Here is a 16,231-nt window from a genome sequence, read left to right as displayed (position 1 = left end):
CCTGACGGCGACACCTCCCCCATCAGGGGGAGGATTTGACCAGGGACCCTGAGCGTCATGACCGACCAACCGCACGCCCTTCCCCTCAACCTCGCCGAAGTCGCCGAGGCCTGCCGCGAGGCCGGCTATGTCGTCAGCGAGATCGACAACGGGCTGGAGGTGTCCGGGGCCGAGGACGGCGGGGCCTTCTATCTGTTTCCGCAGAACGGCTGGCTGCAGGTGCGCTGCCAGGTTCTCGACAGCGAAGACCTCGATCAGGCCCGCGACCTGACGGCCCTGTTCGAGACGGTCGCCCGCGCCCAGTTCCGTCTGATCGGCTGCCGGTTCGGCTTCGATGTGCTGACCGGGCTGTGGCTGGTGGAAGATCTCTATCCCGGCTTCGAGCCCGACCGCCTGCCCGCCGTGCTGGAGCAACTGGCCTTCGTCTGGAGCTCGCTGGATCCTGTCCTGTCTGCTGCCCTGACCGGCATGATCGCCGATGACGCCGGCCTGGATGCCGCCTTTGAGCTGGAAGCGGTCAGTCCGCCGAACTAGCCACGGCTCGCGGCGCATCGTCGCTTGAACAGGGCCCCGCAATCACGTTCTCATGTCGCCGCAAGTTGCGTGGGGAACAAGACCTTTGACCGAAGCCTTGATCGTGCGGGGTCTGAACAAGACCTTCGCCAAGCCGGCTGTGTCCGATCTGGACCTGACCGTTCATGCGGGCGAGCTCTATGCCCTGCTGGGCCCCAACGGGGCGGGCAAGACCACGACCCTGCGAATGGTCGCCGGCCTGACCAAGCCGGATGCGGGCGAGATCAGCGTGTTCGGCATCGATGCCCGCCAGGACCCGGCCGGGGCCAAGGGCCTGATCGCCTGGGCGCCCGACGAGGCGATGATCTATGACCGCCTGACGCCGCTGGAGTATCTCGAATTCGTGGCCGGGCTGTGGAGTGTCGATCCGGCCGTGGCCCGGACGCGGGCCGAGGCGCTGCTGGCCCAGCTGGGCCTGGCCGATGAAGCGCGGCGGCGCTGCGAGGGCTTTTCGCGCGGCATGAAGCAGAAGGTCGCCCTGGCCGGGGCCCTGATCCATGACCCGAAGCTGTTGATCCTGGATGAGCCCCTGACCGGCCTCGACGCCGCGGCGGCGCGGCTGGTCAAGGACATGCTGCAGGCGCGGGTCGAGGCCGGCTGCACGGTGATCCTGACCACCCACATCCTCGAGGTGGCCGAGCGCATGGCCGACCGGATCGGCATCATCGCCGGTGGACGCCTGCTGGCCGAAGGCCGGCTGGACGAACTGCGGGCCCGGGCCGGTGACGGCACCGGAACCCTGGAAGACGTCTTCCTGCAACTGACCGCAGAGGGCGCGCCCGCGTGAGCCTGTTCAAGCCTGCCGGCACGCTGTGGCTGCTGGCCCACGAGATCCGTCTGGCCTGGCGCGGCTTCCGCGCCGGCCGGGCCGGCAAGGGCCCCGGGGCCCTGATCGGCCTCGCCATCCTGTTCGGCTTTGCCTGTCTGGGCGGGGTTATGATCGCGCTCGCGGTTCACGACCACGACATTCCGGTCAATCCGCTGTCGGTCGCCATCGCCGGGCTGGTCAGCCTGGTTGTCCTGACCCTGATGCTGTCCCAGACCCTCAGCGCCTCGGCTGAAGCCCTCTACGAGCGCGGCGATCTGGACCTGCTGTTCTCTTCGCCGCTGGAGCCGCGCCGGGTGCTGCTGGTGCGGGCGCTGGGGATCGCCGCCGGCGTCGCCCTGCTGTTCCTCGTCTTCGTCACGCCGCTGCTGCTGCCGTCGGTCCTGTACGGTCATCCGGCCTGGGCGGGCCTGTTCGGCGTGCTGATCGCGCTGGCCCTGATCGCCACGGCGCTGGGCCTGTTTCTGGCCATGGCCCTGTTCGCCCTGATCGGCCCGCGCCGGACCCGCACGGTCGCCCAGGTACTGGCCGCCATCGTCGGCGCGGCCTTCTTCCTGGCCAGCCAGTATCGCAACCTGATGGGCGAGGCGGCCAGCGAGAGCCTGTTCGCCAGCATCGCCCGCTCGGCCTATGACGGTCGCCTCGTGCTGCCGCCGGTGGCCGGTTTGCCGCTGCGGGCCATGCTCGGCGAGCCCCTGCCGCTGCTGGGCCTGCTGGCGTTCGGGATCGGCCTGTTCTGGCTCGCGGCCAATGCCCTTGGCCGGCGTTTCTCCGACGCCGCCGCAGCCGCCCAGGGATCCTCGACCCGTCGGGCCCGGGGCGTGACCAAGCCGGTGGCCGCCTTTGCCGCCGGAGCGTTCCGGGCCACGGTCCGCAAGGAACTGCGGCTGATCGGCCGCGACGCGGCCCTGCTGTCGCAGGTGCTGCTGCGGGTTCTGTACCTGATCCCGCTGGCCCTGGTGCTGGCCCGTTCGGCCTCGAAGGTCGAGGCCGCCGCCCTGGCCGGCGGCGCGGGGATCGTGGCCTTCATGGCCGGGCAGGTGGCCGGCAGTCTCGCCTGGATCACCCTGTCGGCCGAGGATACCCCCGACCTACTGGCCGTCTCGCCGACGCCGGCGTCCGTACTCTGGCGTGCCAAGCTGGTTGCCGCCCTGATCCCGGTCGCCATCATGCTGGCAGGGCCGGTCCTGGCGCTCGCCTGGTTCCAGCCCCTGACCGGCGTCCTGACCGCGATCGGCGCCGGCCTGTCGGCCTATTGCTGTGCCCAGATCAATGTCTGGCACCAGAAGCCAGGCAAGCGCGCCGACTTCCGTCGCCGGCGGGGGGCTTCGTGGTTCTCGGCCCTGGCCGAACTGCTGGTTGCGGCCCTGATTTCCGGCGCGACGGGCCTGGCGGTGGCCGGCCTGCCGGTCTGGGCCCTTCTGCCGCTGATCGTGGCCGGAGCCCTGGTCATGGCCCTGCGCCGGACCGACGACCAGATCGCGAAGACCCTGCGGATGGCCGGCTGATCAGGCGTCCAGCAGGGCCCGGATCTGGCAGACCACGCCTTCGGGTTCGAAGTGGATCGAGGCCTTGCCGGACAGTTCGGCCGCCAGACCGCGTTCGATCAGCCGGGAACCGAAACCCCGGCGGATCGGCGGCGTGACAGGTGGCCCGTGGCGTTCGGCCCAGCTGAGGTCGAGCCGTTGCGCGCCAGGGCCGGGAGCCAGGGCCCAGGCAATGGTCACCCGGCCTTCCGGCACCGACAGGGCCCCGTACTTGACCGCATTGGTGGCCAGTTCGTGCAGGGCCATGGACAGGGACAGGGCCGTACGCGGCGACAGGCGGATGGCCGGTCCGGACAGGCCGAACCGCGCCGGTCCGCCGTGCAGGGTCACGAGGCGTGAGGCGATGTCGTGCAGATCCGCGCCCTCCCAGTTTTCACGGGTCAGCAGGTCGTGGGCCTCGGACAGGGCGACGATGCGGTTGGTGAAGGCCTCCTGGGCCTCCGGAAGCGAGCGCGAGCCGTTGAAGCTCTGGGCGGCGATGGCCTGGATGGTGGCCAGCGAGTTCTTCACCCGGTGGTTCAGCTCATTGACCAGCAGCCGCAGGTGCAGTTCGGCCCGCTTGCGATCGGTGATGTTGACCACGGCTCCGAGGAAGCGCTGCGGCTGACCCTCGGGCGAGAACATCACCTCGCCGCGAATACTCAGCCAGCGTTCGACGCCGTCATCGCGCCCGATGATCCGGAGCTCCAGGGCGTGTTCGGCGCGGATCTGCGGGTCCAGCGAGCGGTCCACCGCCTCGCGGGCGTGATTCAGGTCTTCGGGATGGACGTGAGCAAAGAAGTCATCCGCTGTAATCGGGGTGCCGGGCGGAATGCCGAACATGGCGTAGCAGCGGTCGGACCAGGCGACATGGCCCGTTTCGAGGTCGGAGTCCCAGATGCCGACATTGGCGGCGTCGACGGCCAGGCGCAGTGTTTCCTGCTGGCGCTCCAGGGCCAGTTCGGCCGCCTTGCGCTCGCTGACATCGGAGACGACGCCGACGAAGCGGGTGCAGACCCCCCGGTCGAAATAGGCCTGACCGAAGGTCTCGATCCAGCGGACGGTGTCTTCGCCAGGCCGGCGGATGCGATATTCGAGGTTGATCTTGCCGTCGCCGTTAGGGTCCAGGGCCCCGGCGACGCCGGCACGCAAGCCATCCAGGTCTTCGGGGATGACCAGTTGCTCGAAGGCTTCGAGGGTATTGGCGGCCGCCGGCGAGACGCCGAAGATCGTGCAGGCCCGGCTATCCCAGAACCGCGCACCCGTGGACGGATTGTGGTCCCAGCGCCCCATCCGGGCGGCCTCGAGCGCATGGTGCAGTTCGCTGCGGGCGGCCACCAGGTCGGCCTCGACCGTCTTGCGGTCGGTGATGTCGAGAATGATGCCACCGTTGCGGGCGGCTGTGCCGTCCGCGTCCAGTGAGCAACTGCCGCGGGCATGGACCCAGCGGACGCTGCCGTCAGCCTGGATCAGCCGGTACTCGTCGGCGAAGTCTCCGCCGTTTTCCATCGCCGCCAGGCTGACATCGCGGATCCGGTCGCGGTCATCGGGGTGGACCGCCCGGGTGAAGCTCTGAACGGGCAGGCCGGCATGGCCATAGTCTTCTGAAAGCCCGTGCAACCGGGCATAGCCGGGATCGGCATAGACCCGGTTGGCCTTGATGTCCCAGTCCCAGGTCCCAACGCCGCCGGCAGCCTTCAGGGCCATGCGGTAGCGCTGTTCGGTCTCGTGCAGGGCCTTCTCGATCTCGGCCGTCTCGGCGATCTCGACCGCAGTGACCAGGACGCCGCCGATCCCGTTGGCGGCCGTGGCATCGGGCAGGGGGCTGTAGCTGACCCTGAACGAGGCAAGGCGCGGGGCCGTGTCGCCGGTTCTCAGGACAGTCAGGGGCAGCTTTTCAAAAGCATAGCCGCCGCTTGCTCCGGACAGGATGTCGTCATGCACCGTGCGCAGGCTGGCCTGGAAGTCGGGCGAATGGGCTGTGAACAGCATGCCCAGCGCGGTTGGGTGCCGCTCATGTAGGGCCGGGGCATAGGCGTCATTGTAGATAAGGCAGAGCTCAGGGCCCCAGCGCACGGCCATCGGGAAATTGGTCGCCAGGATCATGTCGACGGCCAGTCGGAGGCTGGGGGGCCAGGCCTCGATCGGGCCCAGCGGCGTCGTCGACCAGTCGAACGTCCGCACACGAACGCTCATCTCGCCGCCCGCAAGTCGCGTCAGCGTGGGTACGGCGCGCGGCTTCGCGTCCGCCATTGCAGAGGTCCCCTCCCAAACCGGCCAGAGACCGGTCCCAAAGTCTAGCTGACCCTATCGGCGAGGGGGATTCAAGGGTCGTCGGCCCCCCCTGCCACACTGACCCTGAACGAAAAAACGGCCACTTTCGCCCCGGGGGTGAAAATGGCCGTCAATTCAGTCACATGCCTGAAGCAGGCTGTCGGGTGGCGTGGGCCACCCGGCGGCGGATCAGTCGATGGGGGTCCAGCGGGTTTCGACCGCCGTCACCGCACCGCCGCCACCGCTGCGCTTGGGGCCCCGGAAGTCGCCGCCGCCGCTCTTGGCTGCGGCGTTCTGGCCACCACCGCTACGGCCACCGCCATTGCGACCCTGGCCCTGACCCTGGCCACCGCCCTTGTTCGGACGGTTGCGCTGGCGGCGCAGTTCGCTCGGGACGTTGTTGCGCGGGTCGGCCCGGCGCGGATCGACATACTTCTCCGGCGGAGCCAGCTTGTCGGCCACGGCGGCTGCGGCCGCCAGGCTCTTGTCGTTGCGGCGGTCGAAGGTCGGGATCGTCTGGCGGGTCGCCTTCTGGATGTCCTTCAGCAGCGGACGTTCGTCATCGGCGCAGAAGCTGATGGCCACGCCGTCCTTGCCCTTGCGGGCCGTACGGCCGATGCGGTGGACATAGGACTCCGGCACATTGGGCAGCTCGTAGTTGAAGACGTGGCTGACGTCGTTGACGTCAATGCCGCGCGCGGCGATGTCGGTGGCGATCAGGGCCTTGACCTCACCGGCCTTGAAGGCGGCCAGGGCCCGCTCGCGCTGACCCTGGGTCTTGTCGCCGTGGATCGCGGCGGCTTCGATGCCGCTGGCGACCAGATACTTGGCCACCCGGTCGGCACCGCGCTTGGTACGGGTGAAGACGATCGACCGCTCGACGGCCTTGTCGGCCAGCAGTTCGGCCAGCAGGGGGCGCTTGCGCTGCGCTTCAATGAAGATCAGCGACTGGTCGATGCGCTCGACCGTGGTGGCCGAGGGCGTGACCGAGACCTGGGCCGGGTTCTTCAGCAGTTCGCCGGCCAGCTTGCCGATTTCATTGGGCATGGTGGCCGAGAAGAACAGGTTCTGGCGTTCCTTGGGCAGCTGGCTGGCGATCTTGCGGATCGGCACCACAAAGCCCAGGTCCAGCATCTGGTCGGCTTCGTCGAGCACGAAGATCTCGACGCCGGACAGGATGGCGGACTTTTCGCCGAGGTGATCCATCAGGCGGCCCGGAGTGGCCACGACCACGTCGACGCCGGCCGCCAGGGCCTTCATCTGCGGGCCGTACTTCACGCCGCCGAAGATGGTGGCGACGGACAGGCCCATGTGCTTGCCGTAGTCCCGGAAGCTCTCGGCGATCTGGGTGGCCAGTTCGCGGGTCGGCGACAGGACCAGGCAGCGGAAGCCGCGACGCGGGGCCGCCTTCTTGTTCTCGGCCAGGCGATGCAGGATCGGCAGGGCGAAGGCAGCGGTCTTGCCGGTGCCGGTCTGGGCGATGCCCAGCAGGTCGCGGCCGGTCATGACCGTCGGAATGGCCTGGGCCTGGATCGGGGTGGGGGTGGTGTAGCCCTTGTCGGTCAGCGCCTTCAGCAGGGGTTTGGCGAGGCCGAGATCGGAAAATTGAGTCAAGTCGGGTGTCTTTCAGACAGGGCCGCATGACGGCGCGCGCGGTCCTCGCGCGGCTCGCCCATGAGGCGGGTCGGTTGGGGAGCGCCCCGCGTGGCCCGGGCGGTCTTATGGAAAGCTTCATGGCGCTCGACAGGCTGGTCCGTAAATGGACCCTCACGCGGCTGGAGCACCGATAGCGCCTATGGGCGCAGCGGGCTTATCCGCTTTCGCAGGTGCGAAGTCAAGGGGCGGGGCCCGGCACCCCTTGCCAGGGCGCTTTTGTCGCGCCAAACCGCCCCCATGACCAAGCCCATCGTCCTCGTCGCCGCCGCCGCCCTGATCGATGTCGACGGCCGTGTGCTGATCTGCCAGCGGCCGCAGGGCAAGGCTCTGGCGGGGCTGTGGGAGTTTCCCGGCGGCAAGGTCGAGGCCGGCGAGACCCCCGAGCAGTGCCTGATCCGCGAACTGGACGAGGAACTGGGCATCAAGGTCGCCCAGGCCTGTCTGGCCCCGTTCGTGTTTGCGTCGCACAGTTACGAGTCTTTTCACCTCCTGATGCCACTGTACCTGCTGCGTCGCTGGGAGGGTCTGGTCGCGCGCAAGGAGCACGAGGCCCTGGCATGGGTGAAACCCGACAAGCTCGCCGACTATCCGATGCCGCCGGCGGACCTGCCGCTGGTCGCCTGGTTGCGCGATCTGCTCTGAGCCGTTCGTTCCTGACCGGTTTCTGGCGTGATGAGCGGGGCGCGACGGCGGTCGAGGTCGGGATCCTCGTCGCCCTGATCTGCATCGCCATCATCAGCGCGGTCTCGGTGCTGAGCACCGCCATCAAGACCAGCTTCAGTAAGGCCGGCACGGCCATGACGGCCGCCGCCAGCTAGAGCGGCTTTTCTCCCGCCGACTGCTCGACCGCGCCGAGGGCGTCCGCCAGCCGCATCTTCGCTGATCCGGGGCGCAGCGGCTTCTGCTGGCTTTCGTGCGGAGCCCAGCCGGTGACCGAGACGATCTCGAAGGTCGCCGGCACACGACCGTCCGCCTCGGCGAACCGTTCGACATAGAGCTCCATCGCCCGCAGCAGCACGCGACGCGACAGCGGCTTGCGCGAGCGGTCCAGGAGCACGCTGGTCTCACCCATGCGCCGCAGGTCGCGCAGCAGTTCTATGGGATGGGCGTAACGCACCTTGACCCGGTCGACGTCGGCGACCGGCAGGGCAAAGCCGGCCCGCTGCAGCAGGCCCGCGGCATCAATGGCATCGGCAAACGGCGAGACCCGGAAGGCGGCCCCGCCGCTGATCTCGTCTTCGGCCTGCAGCAGCACCTGGCGAAGCTCGGTCAGGGTGGCCCCGCCGAAGATCGCGCCGATGAACAGGCCGTCGGGCCGCAGCGCGCGGCGGATCTGGATCAGGGCACCGACCAGGTCGTTGGTCCAGTGCAGGGCCAGGGTCGAGACCGCGAGATCCAGGGTCGCATCGCCGAACGGCAGGCGTTCCTCATCGGCCGCGACCCGCGCTCCGGCCCGGTTGCCCAGCATGCGGGCCGAAAGATCGGTCTCGAACAGCATATCGATGTTGCCGGCGGCATCGCTTTGCGACAGGGCCGCCGCAAAGGCTCCATGGCGCGATCCCAGATCGACGGCGACCGGAAACCGGCGCAGGATCGTCTCCAGCCGCATGACCACATCCTCGGCCGCACGGCACTTGAGGAAGTCGGCGGCGGCGAAGGCGGGCGCGGCGCGGTCCAGCCGGGAACGGTGCAGGGCGCGGTCGAAGAGCAGGGGCGTGGCGGTCATGTGGGCGGAACATGGCGATTCCGGAGGCCGATGGAAAGCGGCGCTTTCGCCCGGCCCGCGGCTGGCCGCCCTCGGCCGGGGGCTGCTGGAGCTGGTCCTGCCGCCGCGAAGCTTTGACGGCGAGGCGGCCCTGAGCCCCGGCCTGGCGGTCGAGGCCTGGAACCGGGTGAGCTTTCTCGACGATCCGGTCTGTGACGGCTGCGGCGCGGCCCAGCCCTTCGACACCGGCGCGGTGCAGCTGTGCCCCCTGTGCCAGGCCCGGCCGCGAGCCTTCGTCCGGGCCCGGGCGGCCTGCGTCTATGACGAGCACTCACGCGACCTGATCCTGAAGCTGAAGCACGCCGACCGCACGGATCTGTCCGGCCTGTTCGCCCGCTGGCTGTCGCGCGCCGCCGCGCCGCTGCTGGACGAGGCCGATGCCGTGGTGCCCGTGCCCATGCATCCCGGCCGCCTGCTGCGCCGGCGCTACAACCAGGCCGCCGAGATCGCCCGGCCACTGGCGAGGCTGAGCGGCACCCGCTACCTGGCCGACGCCTTGGTCCGCCAGCGCGACACGGTCAGCCAGGGCGGCAAGTCGGCCGTCGGCCGCCGTCGCAATGTCGCCGCCGCCTTTGCGGTGCCCGAGAGCCGCCGCCATCAGGTGATCGGGCGAAAGATCGTGCTGGTCGATGACGTCCTGACCACCGGGGCCACGGCCGAGGGCTGCGCAAGGGCCCTGAAGGCAGCCGGCGCGGCCCAGGTGACCCTGGCTGTCGTCGCACGCGTTACAGAACGGCAGGCGCGTCCTATATGAAGGGCGAAGGAGAGACTCAAACCGCCATGGCACACGTCACTATCTACACCCGTCCGTTCTGCGGCTACTGCGCCCGCGCCCTGAAGCTGCTGGGCGACAAGGCTGCCGATTTCACCGAGATCGAGGCCGGCATGGACCCCAAGCTGCGTCAGGAAATGATGGACCGCTCGGGCCGCGCCACCTTCCCGCAGATCTTCATCGGCGATCAGCACATTGGCGGCTGCGACGACATGATGGCCCTGGAGCGTGAGGGCAAGCTGGACGGTCTCCTCGCCGCATGAGCCAGCCCGCGTCCGTCCGGGTCGGCCTGGTCCAGACCTGCACCCCGGCCACCCAGGCCGCCGCCCTGGACCATGTGGTGCCGCTCGTGCGCGCAGCGGCCGCCGGCGGGGCGCAGCTGATCCTGACGCCGGAATGCACCAATGTGGTGCAGAAGGACCGGGCCAGGCTGCTGCCGTCGCTGACGGCGCTGGAAGACGATGTGGTCGTGCAGGGCCTGCGCGATCTGGCCGTTGAACTGGGCGTCTGGATCGATGTCGGCTCGGCCCTGGTGACGCGCGAGGCGGGCGGCAAGGCGGCCAACCGCCAGGCGGTGATCGACCCGACCGGCACCATCGTCGCCACCTATGACAAGCTGCACATGTTCGACGTCGACCTGCCCACCGGAGAGACAGCGCGGGAATCGGCGGCCTACGAGCCCGGCGAGCGGGCGGTCGTGGTCGAGACCCCCTTCGGGATGCTGGGCCTGACCATCTGCTACGACATGCGTTTTCCGGCCCTGCACCGGGCCCTGGCCCTGAAGGGGGCGACCATCCTGACCGCCCCGGCCGCCTTTACCCGGCCCACCGGCGAGGCCCACTGGGAGGTGCTGCTGCGGGCCCGGGCCATCGAGACCGGCTCGTTCGTGCTGGCCGCCGCCCAGGGCGGGTTCCACGAGGACGGGCGCGGCACCTGGGGGCACACCATCGCCATCGGCCCGTGGGGCGAGATCCTCGGCATGCTTGACCACGACGAACCCGGCGTGCTTCTGGCCAATCTCGACCTGGAGGCTGCGGCCCGGGCCCGTGCGGCCATCCCGGCCCTCAGGAACGCCCGCCCCTTTACCGGACCCTGACGATCCCCATCTTCAGAACATGATCAAGTACGCGCTCCAGTGCGATGCCGCCCATGGGTTCGAGGGCTGGTTCGGCTCGTCGTCCGACTATGACGAGCAGAGCGCACGCGGCCTCGTCGAGTGCCCGGTCTGCGGCTCGCGCGGCGTCAGCAAGCAGATCATGGCCCCGGCCGTGCGCGGCACGAAGGCGCAAGGCACCGCCCCGGCTGTCGACCCGAAAATGCGCGAAATGATGATGAGCGCCATGGGCGAGGTGCGCCGGCACGTCGAGGAGAACTTCGACAATGTCGGCGACGCCTTCGCCAAGGAGGCGCGCGCCATCCACGAGGGCAAGTCGGAAGAACGCGGCATCTATGGCGAGGCCACGCCCGCCGAAGCCAAGGCCCTGATCGAGGACGGCATCAAGGTCGCCCCCCTGCCGCCGCCCGCGCCGAAGAAGACGGAGATCAACTGAGCGTCTGCCCTCTCCCTAAAGGGGAGAGGGCAATTCCGCCCAAACCCTAGCGGCGATAGCGGTATTCATAGTGGCAGACTTTCTTCTTGGCGATCTGGTTGCCGGCCACCGCGCCGACCAGGCCGCCGAGGACCGCGCCTTCGGTGCGTGATCCGTCACCGGCCACGGCCGCACCCAGGGTGCCGCCGGTCAGGCCGCCGATGACGGTGCCGTTCTTGCCCTTGGTCTTCTTGCAGATCTTCACGCGATAGCGCTCGCCCCGGTGGTCGCGGTGCTGGGCCTCGGCGGCGGTGACGGCGACGGTCGAGGTGGTGAAGCCCAGGGCGAGGGCGACGAGGATGGCTTTGGTTCGGGCGCGCATGGCGAGCTCCTTGTGGTTATGGTGGATGTCCCTGACGCGATAACGCCTGCGAGCGGCGTCGGTTCGCGTCAGGTCGCAAAGTCAGTGCGGGGCCGATCAGTCCTCGATGCGGAAGCGGCCGTCGGTATCGGGGCAGACGCGGACATACCGGGTCTCGGTGCGGCCGTTGTATTCGGTCGGGGCCGGGGCCAGACGGCAGCGTTCCTCGCTGACGCTGTAGCTGCGTCCGTCCGGGCGGCTGTCGCGGTAGGGCACGGTGTCGTCCTGGGTCCAGTAGGTGCCGCGCGTGTCGCATCGCGATTGGGCGGAGGCGTTGCCGATGGCGGCCCCGATGCCTGCCCCGACGAGGGCCCCCAGCACCGTGCCTTCCGGCCTGGCATTCCGTGCGGCCGCATTGGAGCCGACCACACTGCCGGCCAGGGCCCCGATCACGCCGCCGATCACCGCGTTCTTGCGGGCATCCTGGCGGCAGGGCTCGTTGCTGTTGACGGCCGTGTCGCTGTTGAGGCCACCGCCATAGGGCGCGCCGTAACGACCGGCCGAGTCGGGATTGCGACGGTCATAGGCCCCGCCGCCATAGCGACGGTCGTAGTCGGTCCGGGCCCGCTCATAGTCGGCACGGTCACGCTCCCACTGCACCCGGGGGGCGTCGTAGGCGCTATTGGCGGCATAGTTGCTGTCGATCCGGAAGCGGGCGGCGGTCTGCGGGTTGCGCCGGTCATAGGCTCCCTCGCCCCGACGGCGGTCATAGATCCGGCGATTGCGCTCATAGGCCAGGCGGTCCCGCGTGAAAGCGGCGGACTCGGTGCGATAGGGGCCCTGGCTGTAGCGCGTCGCATACTGCGGATAGCGCCGGTCATAGGCTCCGGCCCCGTAGCGGCGGTCATAGTCGTGGCGGGCCTGCTCGTACTGGGCGCGGTCGGCCTCATAGGCCCGTTGCTGGGCCCCGTAGTCGGCGACCTGGCCGTTATAGGCCGCGCGCTGGTCGCGGTAGGTTTCCAGCCGGTCCTGATAGGTGGCCTGGGCAGCGGGAGCCTGGGCGAAGGCGGGCGCGGCGGCACCGCAGACGACGCTGGCGGCCATCAGGATGGCGGTGGTCTTGCTGGTCATGGAAGCTCTCCGTTCGTGGAACGGATCGACGTCCTTGCCCCGACGGGCCGCCAATCCTGCACAGGGTCCCTGTGGGGAGCATAAGCCCCCGGGTCTGCGCAGGTTCCGTGGCGGGGGTCAGTCCCGCATGACGGTCATCATGTAGTTGATGTCGCTGTCACTGGAGCGGCTCCAGCGGCCGGTCAGGGGATTGTAGGTCACGCCGAACGGGCCCTGCATCTGCACCGGCTCGCCGGCCAGGAAGGCGCGCAGCTCTTCGGGCTTCAGAAACTGCTTCCAGTCATGGGTTCCCGCCGGCACCCAGCGCAGGACGTATTCTGCGCCGATCTTGGCCAGGGCCAGGGCCTTCAGCGTGCGGTTCAGGGTGGCGACGATCATCAGGCCGCCGGGCTTCAGCAGTTTGGCGCAGGTGCGCAGGAACTCGCCCGGATCGGCGACGTGCTCGATGACCTCCATGGTCAGGACGACGTCGAACGGCCCGGCCCCCTCGGCCAGCAACTGCTCGGCGGTGGCCGGGCGGTAGCCGATGGTCAGGCCCTGTTCGGACGCATGGGTGGCGGCGGTCTTGATGTTCTTTTCCGAGGCGTCGATGGCGGTGACGTCAAAACCCAGCCGGGCCATCGGCTCGCTCAGCAGGCCGCCTCCACAGCCGATGTCGAGCAGGGAGAGCCCCTCGAACGGCGCACGCAGGGCGGTGTCACGACCGAAACGCTCCAGCGCCTGCTCGCGGATGAAGGCCAGCCGGCAGGGGTTGAACACGTGCAGCGGCGCGAACTTGCCCTTGGGGTCCCACCACTCGGCGGCGATCGCCGAGAACCGCGCCACGTCGGCGGGGTCGATGGACCAGGAAGGGGCGGCGGTGTCAGGCGAGGCGGCTTGGCTCATGGGCTCTGTCTATCACGACCGCAGCCCTGCGACATCGCCCCGCAAAAAAAGACAGCGCCACGACATTGCCGTTGCGCCATTGCGCCGCTAGAAGGCCGGGGCTTGCGCGGCGGGGAGTGATCCGGTCGGGTGGGCGCAAGAAAAAACCGCTATCGCTTGAGGGTTTGAAGACGTGTCTCGTCTGGTGATGAAGTTCGGCGGCACCTCCGTGGCCGACCTGGAGCGCATCCGGCGGGTGGGCCGTCTGGTCGCCGCCGAGGTCGCGACCGGCAAGTCTGTGGCGGTGGTCGTCTCGGCCATGTCGGGCAAGACCAATGAACTGGTCGCCTGGACCGACGGTGCGGGCCGCGCTGCGGCGGGCCTGCCGGAGTCGGACGACGAATATGATGCCGTCGTGGCCTCGGGCGAGCAGGTGACGGCCGGCCTGCTGGCCATGACCCTGCGCAATATGGGCCTCAATGCCCGCTCGTTCCTGGGTTGGCAGGTGCCGATCCTGACTGACGATGCCCACGGTCGCGCCCGCATTGAAGACATCCCCCCGGCCAATCTGGAGGCCTGTTTCGAGGCCGGCCAGATCGCCGTGATCGCCGGCTTCCAGGGCGTAACGGCCGGTGGCCGCATCACCACCCTGGGCCGCGGCGGCTCCGACACCAGCGCCGTGGCCATCGCCGCCGCCGTCAAGGGGGCCTGCGACATCTATACCGACGTGGACGGCGTCTATACGACCGACCCGCGCATCGAAAAGAAGGCCCGCCGGCTGGCCAGGATCTCTTATGAAGAGATGCTGGAAATGGCCTCGCTGGGGGCCAAGGTTCTGCAGACCCGTTCGGTCGAGATGGCCATGGCCCATCGCGTCCCGGTGCGGGTGCTGTCGAGTTTCGTCGAACCGGGGGAAGCTCCGGGCCAAGGTACGATCGTCTGCGACGAGGAAGAAATCATGGAAAAGCGCATCGTCTCGGGCGTCGCCTATAGCCGCGACGAAGCCAAGATCACCCTGCTGGGCCTGCCCGACCATCCGGGCGTGTCCTCGCAGATCTTCGGCCGGCTGGCCGACGCCAATGTGAACGTCGACATGATCGTGCAGTCGCGCGCCCGCAGCGCCGACACCGCCAACATGGAGTTCACGGTCGGCAAGCGCGACGCCCAGCGCGCCGTCGAGATCGTCCAGGCCGCCCAGTCCGAGATCGGCTTCGAGGCCGTGGCCGTCGACGAGGACGTCTCCAAGGTTTCGGTGATCGGGGTCGGCATGCGCAGCCACGCCGGCGTCGCCCAGTCGATGTTCCAGGCCCTGGCCGAGAAGAACATCAACATCCAGGTCATCTCGACCTCGGAGATCAAGATCAGCGTCCTGATCGACGCGGCCTATACTGAACTGGCCGTCCGCGCCCTGCATGCGGTGTACGGGCTGGACCAGCTTTAGGGCCGACGTCTCCTTCGCTGCGAGGCGGGTGGAGGGGGCGTCGACCTCTTGCAAGAAAACGTCGCGTTCGGACGTTATGAAGGCGGCAGCCAGCGAGATTCCCATGCCTGATGTCTTCAAGTTCGACCCCGCCGCCAAGACCGTCACCTTCGAGGGCGACGAGGGTCTGGAGCTGCTCTACGACCTGCTGCTGCGCGCCAAGTTCGGTGACGGCTACGAAAAGCCCCTGCTGGTCAGCCCGTGGCTGGCGGCCCTGCTGAAGCGGCTCGACCAGGCCCTGCCCGACGACGGCCAGTGGTTCCCGGAAAAGCCCGGCCAGCCGATCTTCGACACCGATGACCTGCTGGCCATGGGCGATGCGGTGATCGAGGAAGGTCACACGGTCGGCTGGTGGACCATGACCGAGCTGGAAAAGCGGGCCTATCTGCGCGAAACCATCGCCGCGCCGCACCCGCTGACCGACCTTGAGGTCGAGTTCATCGAGGCCGACATCGACGCCGCCCTCGAACAGGCCCGTCGCCTGGTGCAGGACGCTGACGAGCCCCTGGCGATGCCGGGGCACGGGTAGGCTCAAGCCTACTCCCGCCGGTACCGCGACACGAAGGCCCAGAGGGCGTCGTTGTCGGCCAGCCAGGTGTGGGTGCCGCCGACCGTCATCCGGCCCACGACCTCGGCCTCGCCCCGGCAGCCGGCATAGCGCTCCTCATAGACGCCGGGCGTGACCCAGGCGGTGGTCGGGGCGGTCTGGCAGCCGTTCAGGGCGGCCCAGCGCTGTTCGGCGGCGTGCATCGTATACTGCCAGTAGCCCGCGCCGCCGCCCTGGGTGGGGTTGGTCGCGTCGTTGTCGCCGGCGAAGGCGATCACCGGCACGGGCAGGGCCGGCTGACAGGTGGCCGCATCGGGCTCCTGCGGATTGTCCGTCTTCGGATTGCCGGCTCTCAGGCCGACCACCGGGGCGATGGCGGCATAGCGGTGCGACTCCACGCATCCCAGCCACGAGGCCATACGCCCGCCGCCCGACAGGCCGGTGACATAGACCCGCGCCCGCTCGACGCAGCCGTCGGCCACCAGGCTGTCGACCACCCTGGCCAGATAGGCCACGTCGTCGGGGTCCGAAGCATCGGGGATCTTGCCGGTGACGGTCGGCACGCCGGGAATGTTCCAGACAAAGCCTGAACCCACCGGGATCCCGGCATCCGGGGCGACCAGGATGAAGCCCGCGCGGTCAGCCGTGGCCTCCAGCTTCGAGGCTGCCAGCATCCTGGCCCCGGTGCCGCCACTGCCGTGCAGCAGGATCAGCAGCGGCGCAGGCGCGGCCGGATCTGCTCCGGCAGGACGGTGCAGCTCGAGGCTACGCCCCGTCTGGCCGATCTCGACCCGCGCGGTCAGGCCCGGCGTGCCGACCGGGCAGGCCGCCTGGGCGACAGCACTCCAGCCCAGCAGGGCAGGGATCACACAAAGGGCTCGCGCCCACCGGTTCATGGACAATCCAGACATGATCCGCTCCGCCACC

At 69.1% G+C, this 16,231-nt stretch carries 18 protein-coding genes; 11 read left to right on the top strand and 7 right to left on the bottom strand.

All coding sequences use genetic code 11. The features are described 5' to 3' along the window. Positions 1–57: 57 nt before the first annotated feature. From DBR10_RS04725 to DBR10_RS04715, 3 genes are all read left to right on the top strand, one after another. The gene (locus tag DBR10_RS04725) at positions 58–534 is read left to right on the top strand and encodes a hypothetical protein (RefSeq protein ID WP_108504481.1); all 477 of its coding nucleotides are present in this window, start codon (positions 58–60) and stop codon (positions 532–534) included. Between the two features lie 85 nt (positions 535–619). Beyond that, positions 620–1,360, top strand: coding sequence for an ABC transporter ATP-binding protein (locus tag DBR10_RS04720; RefSeq protein ID WP_233243272.1), 741 nt, complete (start codon positions 620–622; stop codon positions 1,358–1,360). Further along, positions 1,357–2,907, top strand: coding sequence for a putative ABC exporter domain-containing protein (locus DBR10_RS04715; protein WP_108504483.1), 1,551 nt, complete (start codon positions 1,357–1,359; stop codon positions 2,905–2,907). The genes DBR10_RS04720 and DBR10_RS04715 overlap by 4 nt, the downstream gene beginning before the upstream one ends. On the opposite strand, the gene DBR10_RS04710 is transcribed toward DBR10_RS04715, so the two are convergent. Next, on the bottom strand, positions 2,908–5,178 hold the full coding sequence (locus DBR10_RS04710; protein ID WP_108504484.1) for a PAS domain-containing sensor histidine kinase: 2,271 nt from the start codon (positions 5,176–5,178) through the stop codon (positions 2,908–2,910). A 210-nt stretch (positions 5,179–5,388) separates the two neighbouring features. After that, the gene (locus DBR10_RS04705; protein WP_108556177.1) at positions 5,389–6,813 is read right to left on the bottom strand and encodes a DEAD/DEAH box helicase; all 1,425 of its coding nucleotides are present in this window, start codon (positions 6,811–6,813) and stop codon (positions 5,389–5,391) included. A 279-nt stretch (positions 6,814–7,092) separates the two neighbouring features. On the opposite strand from DBR10_RS04705, the gene mutT reads away from it, so the two are divergent. Both mutT and DBR10_RS04695 read left to right on the top strand, forming a co-directional pair. Next, positions 7,093–7,497: an 8-oxo-dGTP diphosphatase MutT gene (mutT, locus tag DBR10_RS04700; RefSeq protein WP_108490582.1), complete on the top strand. Its 405-nt coding sequence runs from the start codon at positions 7,093–7,095 to the stop codon at positions 7,495–7,497. Then, a complete protein-coding gene (locus tag DBR10_RS04695) occupies positions 7,413–7,673 on the top strand; it encodes a Flp family type IVb pilin (RefSeq protein ID WP_108490583.1) in 261 nt (86 codons plus the stop codon). Before mutT ends, DBR10_RS04695 begins: the two co-directional genes overlap by 85 nt. On the opposite strand, the gene DBR10_RS04690 is transcribed toward DBR10_RS04695, so the two are convergent. Beyond that, the gene (locus DBR10_RS04690) at positions 7,670–8,581 is read right to left on the bottom strand and encodes a methyltransferase domain-containing protein (RefSeq protein WP_108504485.1); all 912 of its coding nucleotides are present in this window, start codon (positions 8,579–8,581) and stop codon (positions 7,670–7,672) included. The genes DBR10_RS04695 and DBR10_RS04690 overlap by 4 nt on opposite strands. Here DBR10_RS04690 and DBR10_RS04685 point away from each other — a divergent pair. From DBR10_RS04685 to DBR10_RS04670, 4 genes are read left to right on the top strand one after another with little or no spacing between them, the layout of a single operon-like run. Beyond that, positions 8,580–9,374, top strand: coding sequence for a ComF family protein (locus DBR10_RS04685; RefSeq protein ID WP_108504493.1), 795 nt, complete (start codon positions 8,580–8,582; stop codon positions 9,372–9,374). The genes DBR10_RS04690 and DBR10_RS04685 overlap by 2 nt on opposite strands. 26 nt (positions 9,375–9,400) lie before the next feature. Continuing rightward, positions 9,401–9,655, top strand: a complete 255-nt coding sequence (gene grxC, locus DBR10_RS04680) for a glutaredoxin 3 (protein ID WP_108490267.1) — start codon at positions 9,401–9,403, stop codon at positions 9,653–9,655. Beyond that, the gene (locus DBR10_RS04675) at positions 9,652–10,488 is read left to right on the top strand and encodes a carbon-nitrogen hydrolase family protein (RefSeq protein ID WP_108504486.1); all 837 of its coding nucleotides are present in this window, start codon (positions 9,652–9,654) and stop codon (positions 10,486–10,488) included. Before grxC ends, DBR10_RS04675 begins: the two co-directional genes overlap by 4 nt. A gap of 19 nt (positions 10,489–10,507) precedes the next feature. Then, positions 10,508–10,942: a DUF1178 family protein gene (locus DBR10_RS04670; RefSeq protein ID WP_108490264.1), complete on the top strand. Its 435-nt coding sequence runs from the start codon at positions 10,508–10,510 to the stop codon at positions 10,940–10,942. A gap of 46 nt (positions 10,943–10,988) precedes the next feature. Here DBR10_RS04670 and DBR10_RS04665 read toward each other — a convergent pair whose 3' ends face one another. From DBR10_RS04665 to ubiG, 3 genes are all read right to left on the bottom strand, one after another. Further along, the gene (locus tag DBR10_RS04665; RefSeq protein ID WP_108490263.1) at positions 10,989–11,303 is read right to left on the bottom strand and encodes a glycine zipper 2TM domain-containing protein; all 315 of its coding nucleotides are present in this window, start codon (positions 11,301–11,303) and stop codon (positions 10,989–10,991) included. 96 nt (positions 11,304–11,399) lie between these two features. Continuing rightward, entirely contained in the window at positions 11,400–12,413 is a 1,014-nt protein-coding gene (locus DBR10_RS04660; protein WP_108504487.1) for a glycine zipper 2TM domain-containing protein, read from the bottom strand. 117 nt (positions 12,414–12,530) lie between these two features. Then, complete coding sequence (gene ubiG, locus DBR10_RS04655) at positions 12,531–13,298, bottom strand: bifunctional 2-polyprenyl-6-hydroxyphenol methylase/3-demethylubiquinol 3-O-methyltransferase UbiG (RefSeq protein WP_108504488.1); 768 nt, start codon at positions 13,296–13,298, stop codon at positions 12,531–12,533. Positions 13,299–13,470: 172 nt separating this feature from the next. Between ubiG and DBR10_RS04650 the strand changes: the two genes are divergently transcribed. Beyond that, the gene (locus tag DBR10_RS04650; protein ID WP_108504489.1) at positions 13,471–14,718 is read left to right on the top strand and encodes an aspartate kinase; all 1,248 of its coding nucleotides are present in this window, start codon (positions 13,471–13,473) and stop codon (positions 14,716–14,718) included. Positions 14,719–14,821: 103 nt separating this feature from the next. Then, a complete protein-coding gene (locus DBR10_RS04645; RefSeq protein ID WP_108504494.1) occupies positions 14,822–15,286 on the top strand; it encodes a hypothetical protein in 465 nt (154 codons plus the stop codon). Positions 15,287–15,294: 8 nt separating this feature from the next. On the opposite strand, the gene DBR10_RS04640 is transcribed toward DBR10_RS04645, so the two are convergent. Further along, positions 15,295–16,200 (bottom strand): alpha/beta hydrolase family esterase, encoded by a 906-nt coding sequence (locus tag DBR10_RS04640; RefSeq protein ID WP_335582547.1) that lies wholly within the window; start codon positions 16,198–16,200, stop codon positions 15,295–15,297. Positions 16,201–16,231 lie beyond the last annotated feature (31 nt).

It is taken from the genome of Caulobacter sp. HMWF025, assembly GCF_003060965.1.
In the GTDB taxonomy this organism is placed as follows: Bacteria; Pseudomonadota; Alphaproteobacteria; order Caulobacterales; family Caulobacteraceae; genus Caulobacter.
The sequence above is the reverse complement of the archived record's forward strand: the minus strand, read 5'-3'. Positions and strand labels throughout refer to the sequence as shown.